Raw genomic sequence first — 16,233 nt, forward strand, 5'->3', positions numbered from 1 at the left:
AGATGGTCCAATATCGTTCCGGCAGGTTATCTGAAGAGTTTAAAAAAGAAATTTCCGATGTCATTAAAAACCACGTCAAAGATCCCCGGGTGGGTTTTGTCTCCGTCGTTTTTGTGGATGTGTCAGGGGATTTACGGCATGCGAAGGTATTTGTCAGTGTGTTGGGGAGTGAAGCAACCGTCAAAGATACCATGGCTGCTTTGAAGAGTGCTTCCGGATTTATTCGGCGGGAAATCGCCCACCGCATCCAGCTCAGGTATACCCCCGAAATCACCTTCGTTTATGATGATTCCATTGCCCACGGGGCAAAAATATCCAAAATTCTAGCCGATGTGATTCCGGAAGAGGAAAAAGATGAACAGTAGCCTTCAAGAAATTTGCCAAACAATCTTAAAAAGCAAGCATATCCTGATCACGGCTCATGTTCTCCCTGATGGGGACAGCATCGGGTCCGTGATCGGTTTAGGTTTGGCTTTAGAATCTTTAGGTAAAAATGTGACCATGGTGATGCAGGACAAAGTACCGGACATGTATCGGTTCTTAGCGGGCAGCAATAAAATAATCTTTCCCGCGGCCCTCACCGTGCCGTCAGATTTAGCCATCTTTTTAGATTGTACAGATTTTTCCAGAGTGGGTGATGATTGGTTTCAGCCCTGGATCAGGGAGATTCCGGTAATTAGCATCGATCATCACGTGAGCAACAAGTTTTTCGGAAAATACAATTATGTGGATGTGGAAGCAGCAGCCACAGCAGAAATTATCTACTTTTTGCTAAAAGAAATGCAGCTAAACCTAAGCATCGAAACGGCTACCGCTTTATATACAGGGATCGTCATGGATACCGGTTCCTTTCAGTATCAAAATACTACCTCTCGAACCCTGAAAACTGCCGCCTGTCTGCTGGAGCAAGGCATAGATCTGTCCCAGATTCGGGAAAAACTTTATGAAAGCAAATCCTGGAAGAATTTACAGTTAGTTGCCGTAGCTATTGAGCGGCTTCAGTTTGTGTCAGAGGGAAAAATCGCCTGGACCTATCTGGATCAAGAGATCATGAACCAGCTTCAGGCAGAGTCGGAACACTGTGAAGGTGTGGTAAATTATCCCATATCGATGGAAAACGTAAAAATCGGCTTATTATTCAGAGAAATGGAAAACGGCACCGTTAAAGTGGGTTTGCGCTGTCGCACAGGATATGATGTGAACAAAATTGCTTCTTTTTTTGGTGGGGGAGGACATCAGCTAGCTGCCGGGTGCACCCTGGATGGTCCCTTGGAAAGAGCTGTTTCCCGCGTACTTGATCAAACGCGTATGGTTTTGGGGGAATTTTGATGACGGACGGCTTTATCAATCTGCTCAAACCACCCGGGATGACATCTCATGATGCAGTAAGCTTGATGAGAAAAATATTAAACATAAAAAAAATTGGACATACAGGCACTTTAGACCCGGGAGTGGCCGGTGTTCTGCCTCTTTGTGTCGGTAAAGCAACCAGGTTAGCGGAATATGTCACAAACAGGCCCAAAAGTTATCGCGCCGAAATCACCTTTGGTTTGAGCACAGACTCTCAAGATGCTTATGGCCATGTGGAAAGAGAATCAGCATGTACAGATTTGCGTTTTGAGCAATTTTTGGACTTAATCCCCTCCTTTGTGGGGGAAATTAGGCAAATTCCGCCCATGGTTTCCGCTGGCCGGATAGGAGGAACCCGGCTCTATCAATTAGCCCGGGAAGGAATTGAAGTAGAACGAAGACCAAAATTAATTTTTATCTATAAAATTGCAGTTTTCCAAAGTCACTGGCACTTGCCCAATCCCAGCGTAATTTTTGATGTTGTTTGTTCCAAAGGAACCTATATCCGCACCCTATGCCATGATATGGGCGAAAAACTGGGGGTAGGGGCCTATCTGTCTTTCCTGATCAGGACCCAATCAGGCCCTTTCAAAATAGAGGATTCCCTAACCATTGAAGAAATAACCCGTTTAGCGGGAAAAAACAACCTGTCTTTTGTTCGCCCCATGCAGGAAGGAATTTTATTTTTTCCGCCCATCACGGTGAGCGACGATCAAGCAAATGCTGTTCTTCATGGCAACTCCTTTATTTTACCGGGAAGTGAATTTAGGGAAGATCGATTATACCGGGTAGAAAACCAGGAAAATAGGCTCTTGGCTGTGGGACATGCTATCCATACCACGGAGGGGGTATTTATATTTAAACCGGAAAAAGTATTTGGATAACTCCTTTTTTAGATGATCCTGTTCCATAGATGATTGTTTCTTCAATAAGGGGAGAGTTGCGTGATAGTAGTTACCAGACTGCAAGAATTTCCTTCTGCACCTGGTTTCGTAGCAGTAGCTTTAGGAAACTTCGATGGGGTGCATCAAGGACATCAAACACTCATTAAAAAACTCGTTGACAGAGCGCACAAGGAAGACGGAATTAGTGTGGTATTTACCTTCCACCCCCATCCGTTAAAAATATTAGCACCGGCGCACAATCTTCTGCTGTTGAATACAACGGAAGAAAAGGAAAATTTAATTCGAAGATTAGGCGTTGATTTTTTTATCCCTTTTCCATTTACCAAAGAGATCGCTGATATGGTTCCGGGAGAATTTGTCCAGACCATTTTGTTGCGCGGCCTGCGGGCAAAAAGTATTTTTGTGGGTTATAACTTTACTTTTGGCAGGAAAGCAGCAGGCAACCCGAACATGCTCCAATCCATCTGTTTGGAACAAGGGTGTGAGGTGAATATTATCTCAGAAGTGAAAGAACACCATGTTACCGTAAGCAGCACCAATATTAGAGAATTTTTACTTTGCGGCAATATCAAAATGGCAAATTTATTGTTAGGATATACCTATAGTTTATTCGGGCCGGTCATTCCCGGTAACCAAGTGGGACGGCAATTAGGATTTCCTACCGCCAACTTAGATGTTTCTCCAGGCGTAATCATACCTGCGAACGGTGTCTATGCGGTGAAAGTAAAAATTGACGGCGCCTCTTATGATGGTGTGGCGAATATTGGAAACCGGCCTACCCTGGGTCATGATCTTCTGCAAAGTGTGGAAATCCACATTTTAGATCAACGGTTAGATCTCTATGGAAAAAGCATGCGGGTATTCTTCATTGAACGGTTGCGGCCGGAAAAAAAATTTTCCGGACTGCATCAATTGACGTCCCAAATCCAGCATGATGTAGATTTAGCACGAAGCATTCTCCGGACGACAAGTTATTCCATGTTATTTTAGGGGATGGGTGAGAGGTATAATAAAAAGAAGTTTTTCATAAATATTTGGTAATAGTTGTTCGAATAGCAATCTATTTAGAAGGTGAATAGTTTGCGCGTGATTATTACCAGCCATGCTAAAAAAAGACTTCGAGATCACCGGCAGGGAAGCCTGACCATTGATGATATTATTACAGCGGCTCAGCTAATTCCTGGAAGTATTCCTACCGCAACAAGGTTTAGAGGATTTTTTGCGAAATCGGGCCGTATTTTTGATATCGTGGCGAAAGATATCCCTGGAGGCCGGTTAGTGATCACAATTATTGGGAAGTAGCTTGCTATCGAAAAGAAAATAAAGTATAATTTGGATGTGCCAAATTGGCTAACCACATGCTAGGATTTGCGAACACTCCGACGCTTTTCTTGGCTGGCGGTGATCATATTGAAAAAAGGAGGTGAAGTGCTGTGACCATGCTTCCAGAAAAGAAACATGAGATTATTGAAAAATTTAAGATCCATGACACCGATACCGGTTCTCCTGAGGTGCAAATTGCTATCCTCACGGAACGGATCAACCATCTTAATGATGAACACTTGAACAAGCATAAAAAAGACCACCATTCCCGCAGAGGCTTGTTAAAAATGGTTGGGCAGCGCAGGGGGTTATTAAACTATCTGAAAAAGAATAATTTTGATCGATATCGTCAGATTGTCGAAGCCCTTGGCTTGCGTAAATAACTGTGCACACAACAAAGAGCGGTTTTTCCGCTCTTTGTTTTTTCAGATCTCATAAAACGAAAAGTGAAGCTTTTCTAGATTTTTACTTATAGTATTGCCATAAGAAGGAAATAATATCATACGTGTCGAAGATGTACATAAAAATAAAGAAAAAAGAAAGAGACTGGCAAAATAGGAGGTTTAATTTAGTTTCTATGCAAAACAATTATTTTAAAAAAAGTTTGGAACTGGGGGGACGTACCCTCACCCTGGAAACAGGTAGAATGGCGAAACAAGCCAGCGGTGCCGTATTTACCGTTTATGGAGACACAATGGTTCTCGCTACTGCCACAGGTTCATCAGAACCACGCGAAGGTATTGATTTTTTTCCTCTTACCGTAGATTATGAGGAAAGATTATATGCCGTGGGCAAAATTCCCGGAGGATTCATTAAACGGGAGGGAAGACCCAGCGAAAAGGCGATCCTGTCTTCCCGCATCATTGACCGGCCGATCCGGCCTTTATTTCCCAAAGGATATCGAAATGATGTGCAAATTGTCACAACAGTGATGTCTGTCGACCAAGACAGCCCTCCGGATGTTACAGCCATTATTGGTGCTTCCGCAGCGTTGCATGTTTCAGACATTCCATTTTTAGGACCCATCGGCAGCGTGATTGTGGGAAGAGTGGACGGGAAACTGATCACCAATCCCACGGTAGAGCAAGCTGTCAAGAGTGATATGCATATTGCGGTGGCTGGAACGAAAGATGCCGTAAATATGGTGGAAGCAGGGGCCTTGGAAGTCCCGGAGGAAGAAATTTTAGAAGCCATTATGTTCGGCCATGAAGAAATAAAAAAAATTGTGCAATTCATTGAGGATTTTCGCAACGAAGCCCTGGAATTAGGACTGGCTAAAGAAAAACAGGTATTCGTCCCGGTCAAACCGTCTGAAGAGTTGGAACAAGCAGTGCGAGACGTGGCGGTGGATATGATTTCTGAAGCCGTGCATAAATGTGCTGCAGAAAAAATGAGCAAATTGGACAGAGAAAACTATCTGAAAGAAATAAAAAAAGGTATTCTCGCTCAATTTGAAGAACAATATCCCGAAGACGTAAAAGTAATCGCCGGTCTGGTAGATGGGATTGAAAAAGAAGTGGTCCGGCGCATTATTGCCCGGGAAAAAATTCGCATTGACGGCAGACAGATTAATGAAGTCCGTCCCATTACCGTGGAAGTAGGTATCTTAAGCAGAACACACGGTTCTTCTCTCTTTACCCGGGGTCAAACCCAGATTCTCAATGCCTGTACCTTAGGGGCAGTCGGGGATGAACAGATTCTCGACGGATTAGGTGTGGAAGAATCAAAACGATACATGCACCATTATAACTTTCCGCCTTATAGTGTGGGGGAAGCGCGACCGATCCGGGGACCCGGACGGCGTGAAATCGGTCATGGTGCTTTAGCGGAACGGGCTTTGGAACCTGTGATCCCCTCAGAAGATGATTTTCCCTATACCCTTCGTTTGGTTTCAGAAGCCATTGAGTCCAACGGATCAACCTCTATGGGCAGTGTCTGCGCCAGCACTTTGTCATTAATGGATGCGGGCGTACCCATTAAAGCCCCTGTGGCCGGTGTTGCCATGGGACTAATCAAAGATGAGGACCATATCACCGTGCTGACCGACATTCAAGGAATGGAAGATGCCTTAGGAGATATGGATTTTAAAGTAGCGGGGACGGCCAAAGGGGTTACCGCCATTCAAATCGATATTAAAATTGCCGGGATTGACCGTCAAGTAATTACCCAGGCGTTGGCACAGGCGAAAGAAGGCAGAATGCATATTCTCGGGAAAATGCTTGAAGTCATCAGCGAACCGCGCAAAGAACTCTCCCCTTATGCTCCCCGGATTATCAGAACCAAGATTAATCCGGACAAAATTAGAGATGTGATCGGAGCCGGGGGTAAGATTATTAAAAAGATTGTGGAAGATACGGGCGCCAAAATTGATATTGAAGATGACGGACGGATCTTTATTGCCAGCATCGACGGCGCTGCGGGAGAAAAGGCTTTAAAGATTATCGAGGCCATTACCCAGGAAGTGGAAGTAGGCCGTACCTATCTGGGCAAGGTGATCAAAATCATGGATTTTGGCGCCTTTGTAGAAATCATTCCCGGAGTATTAGACCTGCCGGGGAAAGACGGTATGGTTCATATTTCTCAACTTTCGGATAAACGGGTGGAAAAGGTAACAGATGTGCTTAAAGAAGGTGATCAAATCCTGGTGAAGGCCATCGGCATCGATAACCAAGGTCGGGTTAAATTATCCCGAAAAGAAGTATTGCGAGATCAACAAAAAGAAAGTGAATCATAATCACGGGGAATCCGGGACCCGGTTACGGAGGTTCAAGAACACCCAAAAATAAAACTACTTATTAAAAAGCACCCTTGGTGCTTTTTCATTTACCTTTCATAATTTCTTCCTTCCCCGAATAACATAAACTAAAAAATGGGGGGGGATCACATGAGAGTCTATTACTTAACGAAAAAACAGGTCACAAATGGGATGGTCGGCGTACTAATTCTATTACTGATCGGATACCTGATCAGCAACTATATTTACCACAGTTTAGTAGTTCCTACGACCGAAATAACGCCCATTTACCAAGGCAGTGCTGAAAAGAAACAGATCAGCTTTGCCATAAATGTGGATTGGGGAGAAGAATATATCCCGGAAATGTTAAAAGTATTCAATACCCATCAAATTAAATGCACCTTCTTTTTAACAGGACGGTGGACAGAAAAATTTCCTGAATTAGCAAAATCGATTGGGGAAAACAAACAGGAAATCGGTAATCATGGCTATAAGCATGACAGCCCTAACGGCATGTCATTGGAAGAAAACAAGGCAGACATCGAAAAAGCAGCCCAAATCATTCAATCTGTGACCGGCAAACAAACAGTACTTTATGCCCCCGCTTCCGGAGAAAGCCAAGCCCATGTATTAAAGGCAGCCCATGAATTAGGCTATCAAACCATTTTGTGGAGCATCGACACTATCGATTGGAAAAATCCTCCGCCAGAGCAAATTCTCAATAAAGTATTAACGAAGGCCCATAACGGCGCTATCGTCCTGATGCATCCTACGAAACCAACGGTGGCAGCTCTCCCGGCTTTAATCAGTGAATTAAAAAAACAAGGATATCAGTTTGTCACCGTATCCGAGAGTATTGTAGATGATCATCATGAATAGATTCCTTTTTTATTTATTTCTTTTTACCCTTTCCCTGATTTCTTTGCCCGTACTGGCGTCCGCACCGGTCATTCAAGCAAAAGCTGCTGTTTTAATGGACATGAAAACTGGACAGGTAGTATGGGAAAGGAATTCTAGAGATCCCTTACCCCCGGCAAGTACGACGAAAGTCTTGACGGCTATTTTAGCTTACGACATGGGAAATACAAATAAATTATGCGCCGTGTCTCCCAAAGCTGCCTCTGTTGGTGAGGCATCCATCCACTTAAAAGCAGGGGAAAAAATACTGCTTGGGGATTTGCTGAAAGGAGCCTTAATCTGTTCAGGGAACGACGCCTGTGTAGCCATCGCGGAAAATGTTTCAGGCAGTGAATCCCTTTTTGTACAGTGGATGAACTTAAAAGCAAAAATACTGGGAGCGGGGAGTAGTGAATTTGTAAACACAAATGGGCTCCCGGCAAAGGATCATTATGTTACTGCTTATGATTTAGCCTTAATCAGCAGATATGCCATGCAAAACCCCCAATTTTCCGCTGTAGTCGGTAGCCGTTATCAGACCATTGGCCAGGGAACTTCAAAAAGATACTTAAAGAGTACGAATAAATTACTTTGGCAGTATCCCGGGTGCATCGGCATCAAGACAGGTACCACTGTGTCTGCGGGACCCTGTTTGGTTTCCGCAGGGGAAAGAGGAGAAAAGAAATTTTTATCTGTCGTTTTAAACAGCCCTGATCGTTTCGGGGACAGTTCCAAGCTTCTGGATTATGGTTTAGAGGATTTTTCCTCTCGAACTTTGTTTCACCGAGGTGATCTGATTAGAACAGTACCTGTGATCAACGGCATGAAAAAAACCGTAGCAGTAATTATTTCTCAGGATGAGACAGTCGTTCTTCCCAAACAGCAAACGAAAGTGCCCCAGACTGAAATTTTTATTCAAGAACAACTTGCCGCTCCCGTGCAAAAGGGGCAATCCTTAGGACATATTGATGTTCTGGACAACAATCGGGGGCTCCTATCACGCATAAATATCGTTGCCGATGAAAGCATTCCGGAAAGACTGACTTTATGGGAAAAATTAAAAAGGCTTTGCCAGCTTGTGATTTAAAGGAATTTTTCGTCCTTCATAGAACAATAAAAGGGATAACGTATTTTAGGAGGGGAAAATGCTATATAAAGACATATTATCCAATGGAATTCGCGTGGTAACGGAAGAACTGCCGTTTGTCCACTCCGTATCCCTCGGCATTTGGGTGGGGACCGGATCACGGTTCGAAGATAAAAGGATCCATGGGGTTTCTCACTTTCTCGAGCATATGCTCTTTAAAGGAACAAAAAACCGGAATGCCAAACAAATTGCAGAAAGTCTTGAAGCAGTAGGAGGTCAAATTAACGCTTTTACCTCCAAAGAGCACACCTGTTACTATGCCAAAGTATTAAGTGATCATTTTGACTTGGCCGCAGATATTCTGGCGGATATGTTTTTAAACTCCCTTTTCTCGGCTGAGGAAATGGATAAAGAACGAAACGTGATTTTGGAAGAGATTAAAATGTATGAAGATACTCCTGATGAGCTGGTTCATGATGTTTATTCACGTACCCTCTGGCCCCAGGATCCGTTGGGACAGTCCATCATCGGCACTTCCAAATCCGTGGAGAATATTTCCCGGGATCAATTAATTGCTTATTATCAATCAACCTATGTACCCCAAAATGTAGTGATTGCCATTGCCGGTAAAATTCAACGGGAGGTAGTATTAGAAAAACTGGAGAAACTATTCTCCCCGCTTTCCGGTCAGTTTCAACCCCCATCCTTAAATGAGCCGCAAGCTTTTAGCGACGCTTCCTTCGTGGCAAAGGATATTGAGCAGATGCATCTGTGTTTAGGTACGCCGGGCCTTTCCAGTCAGCACGACAATATTTATGCTCTCTCCGTACTGAACAATGTTCTGGGCGGGGGGATTAGTTCCCGTCTTTTTCAGGAGGTACGGGAAGAAAGGGGACTGACCTACACCATTTACTCCTATCATTCCGGGTATTCTAATAGTGGAATATTTGGGGTTTATGCCGGTACAAGCCTGCAAAATTCCCAGGCAGTCACGGAAATCATCCTCAAACAAATTTCCGACATCAAAAGAAATGGCATCACACCACAAGAATTGGAAAATACCAAACAACACATTAAGGGAACCGTTCTCTTAAGCTTGGAAAACGTGAGCAATCGGATGAACCGATTAGGGAAATCGGAAATCAGTTTTGGCAGATTAATTACCCCGGAAGAAATTGTAGATTCTGTGATGAAAGTTTCCCATGAAGTAGTGATAGAGACGGCCCGTCAAGTGTTTGATTTTGAAAAATGTGCTTTTGCTGCCGTGGGCCCGGAAAAACCGGCTTTCCATTTATCCACCCTGGTGGAAAAAATTAAGTAAGGAGAAAGGCATTGGGTACCGTAAAAATTGGAATAAACTATTGCCATCATTATGAAGGATTGCCCAAACCTGAATACCAGACCGCAGGAGCCGCCGGTTTCGATCTGTTAGCCGCCATTGATCATGACCGGGAGCTCAAACCGGGGGACTTTCAGCTGATGCCCACAGGAATAAAAATTGAATTGCCTTTTGGTTATGAAGGTCAGGTCCGACCGCGGAGTGGTTTAGCATTAAAACATGGCATTACCGTATTAAACAGCCCTGGAACCATTGATTCGGATTACCGGGGGGAAATCCAAGTAATTCTGATTAATTTTAGTAAAAACATTTTCCTGGTGACCCGAGGAATGCGTATTGCCCAACTCGTGGTGAGCGAAATTACCAAAGTAGAACTGGCGGAAACCCTCTCCCTGCATGAAACAGAGAGAAATTCCGGTGGTTTTGGCCATACCGGCTGGTAATTTAGAAGCATACCTGTCTCTTTATCTTCATATCATTGTTATAGGAATAAAGAGAAGGTGATGGGATGAAATTAAGTGAATTAATCGGAAAAAAAATTGTTAATGTGTACGATGGAGGGATTTTAGGAACTGTGGGAGACTCGGATTTGGTGATTGACCCCTTTTCCGGAGATATTGAATCCATTATTTTACCGAACAAAAGTAGTGTCTTTAATTTATGGTTTCAAAAACAACAGCTGATAATCCCATGGGCCTCCATAAAAAAGGTGGGATCTGAAGTAATTGTTGTTGATATCGATGAATCTCACAGTAAGATGTGGTAACGGCTCAGGACCTCGAAAACCGGTTTAAATCTTTCCCCCCGGGTTGTTATTTGTGCGTCTCCCTTTCCGGCACAATAACCCGGGGCATTTTTTATTTTAAGAAATATAAATTATTTTTCAGGTAAAAAATGCAGATGTAACCAGGATTTTTTTTATTTTCATGGAATAATACTAGTTATACATTTTTTAGGGAGGTTGTGATTTCGCATTGTCGGAAAAAATCAAAGTAATATTAACGGGTGTGAGCGGAAAAATGGGTAAAACCATTTTGGCCGGAATTATCAACGAACCTGACATTCAAGTAGTTGGGGCTGTTGATATTAAGTTTTTAGGAAAAGACATTGGATTTTTTACCGGCGGAGAGCCTGTGCAAATTTATGTGGAGGAAAATCTCGAGCAGGTAATGAAAGATAAAAAACCTGATATCATGATTGATTTTACCAATCCGCAAGCAGTTATGAAAAACATCCGCACCGCCATGAACCATAAAGTTGCCAGCATCATTGGCACTACCGGATTAACCGGCCATGATATGGAAGAGATTGGTGCTCTTTCGGAAAGAAACGGCACCCCTATTTTCATCGCGCCGAACTTTGCTTTGGGCGCTGTATTAATGATGAGATTTGCCAAGGAAGCCAGCCGCTATTTTCCTTGTGTGGAAATCATTGAAAAACACCATGATCAAAAAATGGATGCTCCTTCCGGTACGGCCGTGAAAACGCTGGAACTGATTGCCGAAGAAAGAGAGGAAGTGCACCAAGGTGCTTCCCATGAATTTGAAAGAATTTCCGGCTGCCGGGGAGGAGAATTCCAGGGAATGCGCGTGCACAGTATCCGTTTGCCCGGTTTAGTCGCCCATCAAGAAGTGATTTTTGGCGGTGTGGGACAAACCCTGACGATCCGGCACGACTCCCTCACGAGGGAGTCTTTTGTGCCAGGTGTCCTGTTGGCACTGAAAAATATCCTGAAAATGAAGGGAGTGGTTTATGGCTTAGAAAAATTGCTCTGGTAGAAAACAAAAATTATATCCAAGCACCTCCCTTGTTTGATGCTCATATATTGGTATTAGTTACGAGCCTCTTTATTCTGGAGGGATGGAGATGCATCCAGATACCCCAAAAAGACGTTTGGCTATTCTAGGCGGAGATGATCGCGAAATAATTCTCTTAAAAGCCCTTCATGATCAGGGTTATCATCTCAAAGTATTTGGTTTTCCAGCTTCATTACTGCCGGTGGGTATCCCATTATTGGATTCTATTTCGGAAGCAATGAGAGATGTAGATGCTATCATTCTGCCTATGCCGGGAATAAGCAACAAAGGGATGCTTTTCGCCAAGCATATGACCCAGGAAATAATTGTATCTCCGGACAATTTTGCCGGTATTCCTCCAGGTATTCCTGTTTTTGTGGGAGCAGCTTCTCCATACCTGAAAAACCTGGCAGATCAATTTGATTTTGTGCTCATTGAAGTAGCAGACTTAGATGAAATTGCCATTCCTAATTCTGTTCCTTCCGCTGAAGGTGCGATTCAATTGGCCATGGAAAAATTACCGATTACCATTCATCGTTCTCATTCCCTGGTCATCGGTTATGGAAGAGTTGCTGAGACGCTCTCTTTGATGTTGAAAGGCTTAGGCGCCGAGGTAACTGTTGCGGCCAGGAACCCATCCCAATTGGCAAAATGCCGGGTATTAGGCTACCACGTGAAAGAGCTTCAGGACCTTTCTCAATACGTGGAAAAGGCAGACGTTATTTTTAACACCGTACCCGCCCCTGTGATCGGCGCATCCATTCTCGCTCACCTAAAAGAAGGCGCATGGATCATTGATCTGGCCTCAAGTCCGGGGGGAACAGATTTTGAAACAGCAAAAAAATTAGGTGTAAACGCGTGTTTGGCTCCGGGATTACCCGGAAAAGTCGCTCCAGTGACCGCAGGAAAAATACTGGCCAAAGCCTATCCAGTTTTGCTTGAATCTTGGTTTTCCAAATCCGGTTAATTTTTCAAGTACGTGCGTCAGCGATTTGGAGGTGCTGGAAATGCGTTTAATGGGTAAGAAAATTGGCTTTGCTCTTACCGGTTCTCACTGTACCCTTGGGCAAGTAATCAAAGAAGTGGAAAAGCTGGTTACAGAGGAAGGCGCAGAAGTTTATCCCATTCTATCGGGTTCTGTGAACAATACAGATACTCGTTTTGGTACGGCCCAGTCTTGGAAAGACTCTTTGGAGAGAATTACCAATCATCAGCTTATTACTACGATTGTTGATGCCGAGCCCATCGGACCCCAAAAATTGTTAGATCTGGTGGTCATCGCACCCTGTACGGGAAATACCCTGGCAAAACTTGCCCACGGCATCATTGATTCTCCGCCCCTGATGGCAGCAAAGGCGGTTTTACGAAATCAGAAACCAGTGGTTGTCGCCATTTCGACCAATGATGGATTAGGTTTTGGTGCTTACAACATCGGTATCTTATTAAATACAAAAAACATTTACTTGGTTCCTTTTGGGCAGGATAGCCCCATGAGCAAAGCGAACTCCTTGGTCGCACATATGGAGAAAATTTCCGATACCATTATGGAAAGCCTCCAGGGTAGACAAATACAGCCTTTGCTAGTACAATACTAAACTAGAATATGGATCCGGAAAAAATTTGGAGGGACTATTGTGAAACGATATAATGTGGCAATTGTTGGTGCAACAGGAGCAGTAGGACAGGAAATTCTAAAAATATTAGCCAATCGAAATTTTCCCGTGCAGGAATTAAAGCTCTTGGCTACAGAAAGATCCCATGGAAAAAAAGTCCTTTTTCAGGGAAAGGAATATCTGGTTGAGGCCACTGTTCCTGAGTCCTTTGAGGACATGAACATAGTTTTATTTGCCGGAGGATCGGCCAGTAAAGAATTTGCTCATGAAGCGGTCAAAAGAGGTGCCGTGGTCATAGACAACAGCAGTTCTTTTCGCATGGACCCCAAAGTACCTCTCGTGGTACCTGAGGTCAATCCGGAAGATGTCCGGTGGCATCAAGGAATTATTGCCAACCCCAATTGTTCTACCATTCAAATGGTAGTGGCATTAAAACCTTTACATGATGCGGCCAAAATTAAGAGAATTGTTGTGTCCACATATCAAGCGGTTTCCGGTGCGGGAAAAGAAGCGATTGATGAATTGGCAGAACAAGTGAAACAGGTTATGAGCGAAAAGGATGTAAAACCTGAAATATTTCCTTATCAAATTGCCTTTAATTTGATTCCCCATATTGATGTGTTTGTGGAAGGGGATTATACTAAGGAAGAAATGAAAATGGTAAATGAAACACGGAAGATGTTTCATGACGGCGATATTGCCATTAGTGCCACCACAGTGAGAGTGCCTGTTTTCCGCAGTCATTCAGAAGCGGTAAATATTGAAACGGAAAAAAACCTGTCCCCGGAAGAAGCGAAGGAAATTCTGAAAGGGGCTCCAGGCATTATTGTAGTTGATGATCCCGCCACCAAACAATATCCCATGCCTTTATATGCGTCGGATACTGATGAAGTCTACGTGGGGCGGATTAGGAGAGACATCTCCTGCCCCAATGGGAATGGTTTAGTGTTGTGGGTCGTAGCGGACCAGTTACGAAAAGGTGCAGCCACAAATGCAGTGCAAATTGCTGAATTACTAATCAAAGACAACCTGATTTAGAGGTGACAAAATGAAAATTCTGGTACAAAAATTTGGGGGTACGTCTGTCGCCACCGGTGAGCAGCGGAAACTGGTAGTGGGCAAAATTTCTTCCGCCTTACAGGAAGGGTATAAAGTAGCTGTTGTGGTATCCGCCATGGGCAGAATGGGTGCTGCCTATGCTACGGATACCTTAAAGGGATTGGTCGGTGATGAAAACGATCTGGAAATCTCCAAAAAGGACATGGATCTTTTAATGGCCTGTGGAGAAATCATTTCCGGTGTGGTCATGGTAAGCGAATTAAAAGCAAATGGCATCGATGCCACCTGTCTTACCGGGGGGCAGGCAGGCATCATTACCGACGACCGGTTCAGCGATGCCCGGATTATCCGGGTGAAACCGGCAGAAATTCTCCGGGAATTTGATGATGATAAAGTAGTGATCGTGGCTGGTTTTCAGGGAGTAACCAAAGATGGCCGTATCACAACATTGGGAAGGGGGGGAAGTGACACCACAGCCTCTGCCTTAGGTGTTGCCCTGAATGCGGAGAGAGTTGACATTTATACCGATGTGGACGGGGTTAAAACAGCGGATCCCAAAATCGTCGATAATGCCAAAACTTTGGAAAAGGTTACATATAACGAGATTTGCCAGCTCGCTCATGAAGGGGCCAAGGTGATTCATCCCAGGGCAGTAGAGATTGCCATGCAAGGCAACATCCCGCTCCGGATTCTCAGTACATTCTCGGATGCCGAAGGAACCTGGGTCACAAATGGTGGGTCTAAAGGCAACCTGGTCACCGACATTAAAAATGACCGTACGATCACAGGAATCACCCAAAAACCGAATGTATGCCAATTTATCATCGACAACCCGACAAAAGATCAGCAATTATCTTTGCAGGTATTCCAATCTCTTGCCCAGGAGCAAATTAGCTTAGATTTCATTACCATCAGTGAAACAAAAATTATCTTTACGGTGAAAGAGTCCGATCAGAATAAAGCGGTTTACATTCTGAAGGGGTTCGGTCTTGATGTGTCTATCAATGCCAAATGCGCGAAAGTAGCGGCAGTTGGCGCAGGGATGACCGGCGTGCCCGGAGTAATGGCCCAAATTGTAGAGGCCTTGACAGAAAAAGGTGTAAGAATTCTGCAAACGGCAGATTCCTATACCAGCATCTGGTGTTTGGTTCCGCAAGATGACATGAAAAAAGCGGTCAGGGCGCTACACGAAAAATTTCAATTAGGATGAGGTGGATAACCGTGAACTTTGGGTCAGTAATTACCGCCATGGTTACACCGTTCAAGGAAAACGGAAAAGTTAATTTTGCGCAGGCGCAAAAGCTTGCTCAATTCCTTATGGAAAACGGGTCTGATGGGGTTGTGGTATCAGGCACTACCGGTGAAGCCTCTACCATGAGTTTTGGGGAAAAAGCAGATTTATTTACCGCAGTCAAAGAAGCGGTAGATGGTAAAGGACTCGTGATTGCCGGTACCGGCGATAATGAGACCAAGACATCCGTGGAACTGTCCGAAATCGCCACCAAGATTGGTGTGGACGGATTATTATTAGTGGTACCCTATTATAACAAGCCTCCTCAAGAAGGACTCTATCAACACTTTAAAGCTGTGGCCAGCACCACTCCTTTGCCCATTATGCTTTACAATATCCCGTCCCGGACCGGAAGCAATTTGCTTCCTGAGACGGTTCAAAGGTTGGCCCAGATGGATAATATTATAGCCATCAAAGAAGCAACCGGAGCCATGGATCAGGTTTCCGAATTACGAAAACGGCTGGGCGATACTTTTGCTATTTATTCCGGGGATGATTCGCTAACCCTGCCCATGCTGGCATTAGGTTGTTCCGGCGTGGTAAGTGTCGTGGCCCATTTAGTAGGCAAAAAAATAAAAATCATGATTGAGTCCTTTCAAGCAGGAAATATTCAACAAGCCTTAAACATCCATTTAGAGCTGTTTGATCTATTCAGGGGTATGTTTATTACAACCAACCCCATTCCTGTAAAGACTGCCTTAAATTTAATGGGTTGGGATTTAGGCGGGTTTCGGTTGCCCATGGTTGCTGTTTCCGAAAAAGAAAGGTCCTTTATTGAAAAACTTTTGAAACAATATCAATTAATATAAAATAAAAATTTTTCTATGTGATATTTTCCC

18 protein-coding genes are annotated in these 16,233 nt (G+C 44.0%); all 18 read left to right on the plus strand.

The features are described 5' to 3' along the window. Nucleotides 1–2: 2 nt before the first annotated feature. The 18 genes from rbfA (at nt 3) to dapA (ending at nt 16,203) form a co-directional block, all read left to right on the plus strand. Nucleotides 3–365: a 30S ribosome-binding factor RbfA gene (gene rbfA / locus DCMF_RS04870; protein WP_148133380.1), complete on the plus strand. Its 363-nt coding sequence runs from the start codon at nt 3–5 to the stop codon at nt 363–365. Continuing rightward, nucleotides 355–1,329, plus strand: coding sequence for a DHH family phosphoesterase (locus tag DCMF_RS04875; RefSeq protein WP_148133381.1), 975 nt, complete (start codon nt 355–357; stop codon nt 1,327–1,329). Before rbfA ends, DCMF_RS04875 begins: the two co-directional genes overlap by 11 nt. Next, a complete protein-coding gene (gene truB / locus DCMF_RS04880; RefSeq protein WP_148133382.1) occupies nt 1,329–2,234 on the plus strand; it encodes a tRNA pseudouridine(55) synthase TruB in 906 nt (301 codons plus the stop codon). The genes DCMF_RS04875 and truB overlap by 1 nt, the downstream gene beginning before the upstream one ends. A gap of 60 nt (nt 2,235–2,294) precedes the next feature. After that, on the plus strand, nt 2,295–3,245 hold the full coding sequence (locus tag DCMF_RS04885; protein ID WP_148133383.1) for a bifunctional riboflavin kinase/FAD synthetase: 951 nt from the start codon (nt 2,295–2,297) through the stop codon (nt 3,243–3,245). Between the two features lie 90 nt (nt 3,246–3,335). Beyond that, entirely contained in the window at nt 3,336–3,557 is a 222-nt protein-coding gene (locus DCMF_RS04890; protein WP_148133384.1) for a hypothetical protein, read from the plus strand. A 131-nt stretch (nt 3,558–3,688) separates the two neighbouring features. Beyond that, nucleotides 3,689–3,961 (plus strand): 30S ribosomal protein S15, encoded by a 273-nt coding sequence (gene rpsO, locus DCMF_RS04895; RefSeq protein WP_214659099.1) that lies wholly within the window; start codon nt 3,689–3,691, stop codon nt 3,959–3,961. Between the two features lie 194 nt (nt 3,962–4,155). Further along, on the plus strand, nt 4,156–6,312 hold the full coding sequence (locus DCMF_RS04900) for a polyribonucleotide nucleotidyltransferase (RefSeq protein ID WP_148133385.1): 2,157 nt from the start codon (nt 4,156–4,158) through the stop codon (nt 6,310–6,312). A 150-nt stretch (nt 6,313–6,462) separates the two neighbouring features. Next, nucleotides 6,463–7,191, plus strand: a complete 729-nt coding sequence (locus tag DCMF_RS04905) for a polysaccharide deacetylase family protein (RefSeq protein WP_148133386.1) — start codon at nt 6,463–6,465, stop codon at nt 7,189–7,191. Beyond that, complete coding sequence (locus DCMF_RS04910; RefSeq protein ID WP_148133387.1) at nt 7,175–8,296, plus strand: D-alanyl-D-alanine carboxypeptidase family protein; 1,122 nt, start codon at nt 7,175–7,177, stop codon at nt 8,294–8,296. The genes DCMF_RS04905 and DCMF_RS04910 overlap by 17 nt, the downstream gene beginning before the upstream one ends. Nucleotides 8,297–8,354: 58 nt before the next feature. After that, nucleotides 8,355–9,617 (plus strand): M16 family metallopeptidase, encoded by a 1,263-nt coding sequence (locus DCMF_RS04915; RefSeq protein WP_148133388.1) that lies wholly within the window; start codon nt 8,355–8,357, stop codon nt 9,615–9,617. 11 nt (nt 9,618–9,628) lie between these two features. After that, nucleotides 9,629–10,078: a dUTP diphosphatase gene (gene dut / locus DCMF_RS04920; RefSeq protein WP_148133389.1), complete on the plus strand. Its 450-nt coding sequence runs from the start codon at nt 9,629–9,631 to the stop codon at nt 10,076–10,078. Between the two features lie 65 nt (nt 10,079–10,143). Beyond that, nucleotides 10,144–10,401: a YlmC/YmxH family sporulation protein gene (locus DCMF_RS04925; RefSeq protein WP_148133390.1), complete on the plus strand. Its 258-nt coding sequence runs from the start codon at nt 10,144–10,146 to the stop codon at nt 10,399–10,401. 208 nt (nt 10,402–10,609) lie between these two features. Beyond that, nucleotides 10,610–11,413 carry a 4-hydroxy-tetrahydrodipicolinate reductase gene (gene dapB, locus DCMF_RS04930; RefSeq protein WP_148133391.1) on the plus strand — a complete coding sequence of 268 codons (804 nt, stop codon included), beginning with the start codon at nt 10,610–10,612 and terminating at the stop codon, nt 11,411–11,413. An 88-nt stretch (nt 11,414–11,501) separates the two neighbouring features. After that, nucleotides 11,502–12,398: a dipicolinate synthase subunit DpsA gene (dpsA, locus tag DCMF_RS04935; RefSeq protein ID WP_148133392.1), complete on the plus strand. Its 897-nt coding sequence runs from the start codon at nt 11,502–11,504 to the stop codon at nt 12,396–12,398. 40 nt (nt 12,399–12,438) lie between these two features. Beyond that, a complete protein-coding gene (locus tag DCMF_RS04940; protein WP_148133393.1) occupies nt 12,439–13,026 on the plus strand; it encodes a dipicolinate synthase subunit B in 588 nt (195 codons plus the stop codon). Between the two features lie 39 nt (nt 13,027–13,065). Beyond that, complete coding sequence (locus DCMF_RS04945; protein WP_148133394.1) at nt 13,066–14,082, plus strand: aspartate-semialdehyde dehydrogenase; 1,017 nt, start codon at nt 13,066–13,068, stop codon at nt 14,080–14,082. Nucleotides 14,083–14,092: 10 nt separating this feature from the next. Next, entirely contained in the window at nt 14,093–15,313 is a 1,221-nt protein-coding gene (dapG, locus tag DCMF_RS04950; RefSeq protein ID WP_148133395.1) for an aspartate kinase, read from the plus strand. Nucleotides 15,314–15,324: 11 nt separating this feature from the next. After that, on the plus strand, nt 15,325–16,203 hold the full coding sequence (gene dapA / locus DCMF_RS04955; protein ID WP_335582386.1) for a 4-hydroxy-tetrahydrodipicolinate synthase: 879 nt from the start codon (nt 15,325–15,327) through the stop codon (nt 16,201–16,203). Nucleotides 16,204–16,233: the final 30 nt, after the last annotated feature.

The organism is Candidatus Formimonas warabiya (genome assembly GCF_002777255.1).
In the GTDB taxonomy this organism is placed as follows: Bacteria; Bacillota; Dehalobacteriia; order Dehalobacteriales; family Dehalobacteriaceae; genus Formimonas; species Formimonas warabiya.

Coding starts and splice junctions, on each gene's coding strand:
- rbfA (WP_148133380.1), top strand. CDS start 3: ATGGTCCAATATCGTTCCGGCAGGTTATCTGAAGAGTTTAAAAAAGAA.
- DCMF_RS04875 (WP_148133381.1), top strand. CDS start 355: ATGAACAGTAGCCTTCAAGAAATTTGCCAAACAATCTTAAAAAGCAAG.
- truB (WP_148133382.1), top strand. CDS start 1,329: ATGACGGACGGCTTTATCAATCTGCTCAAACCACCCGGGATGACATCT.
- DCMF_RS04900 (WP_148133385.1), top strand. CDS start 4,156: ATGCAAAACAATTATTTTAAAAAAAGTTTGGAACTGGGGGGACGTACC.
- DCMF_RS04905 (WP_148133386.1), top strand. CDS start 6,463: ATGAGAGTCTATTACTTAACGAAAAAACAGGTCACAAATGGGATGGTC.
- DCMF_RS04910 (WP_148133387.1), top strand. CDS start 7,175: ATGATCATCATGAATAGATTCCTTTTTTATTTATTTCTTTTTACCCTT.
- DCMF_RS04915 (WP_148133388.1), top strand. CDS start 8,355: ATGCTATATAAAGACATATTATCCAATGGAATTCGCGTGGTAACGGAA.
- DCMF_RS04925 (WP_148133390.1), top strand. CDS start 10,144: ATGAAATTAAGTGAATTAATCGGAAAAAAAATTGTTAATGTGTACGAT.
- dpsA (WP_148133392.1), top strand. CDS start 11,502: ATGCATCCAGATACCCCAAAAAGACGTTTGGCTATTCTAGGCGGAGAT.
- DCMF_RS04940 (WP_148133393.1), top strand. CDS start 12,439: ATGCGTTTAATGGGTAAGAAAATTGGCTTTGCTCTTACCGGTTCTCAC.
- dapG (WP_148133395.1), top strand. CDS start 14,093: ATGAAAATTCTGGTACAAAAATTTGGGGGTACGTCTGTCGCCACCGGT.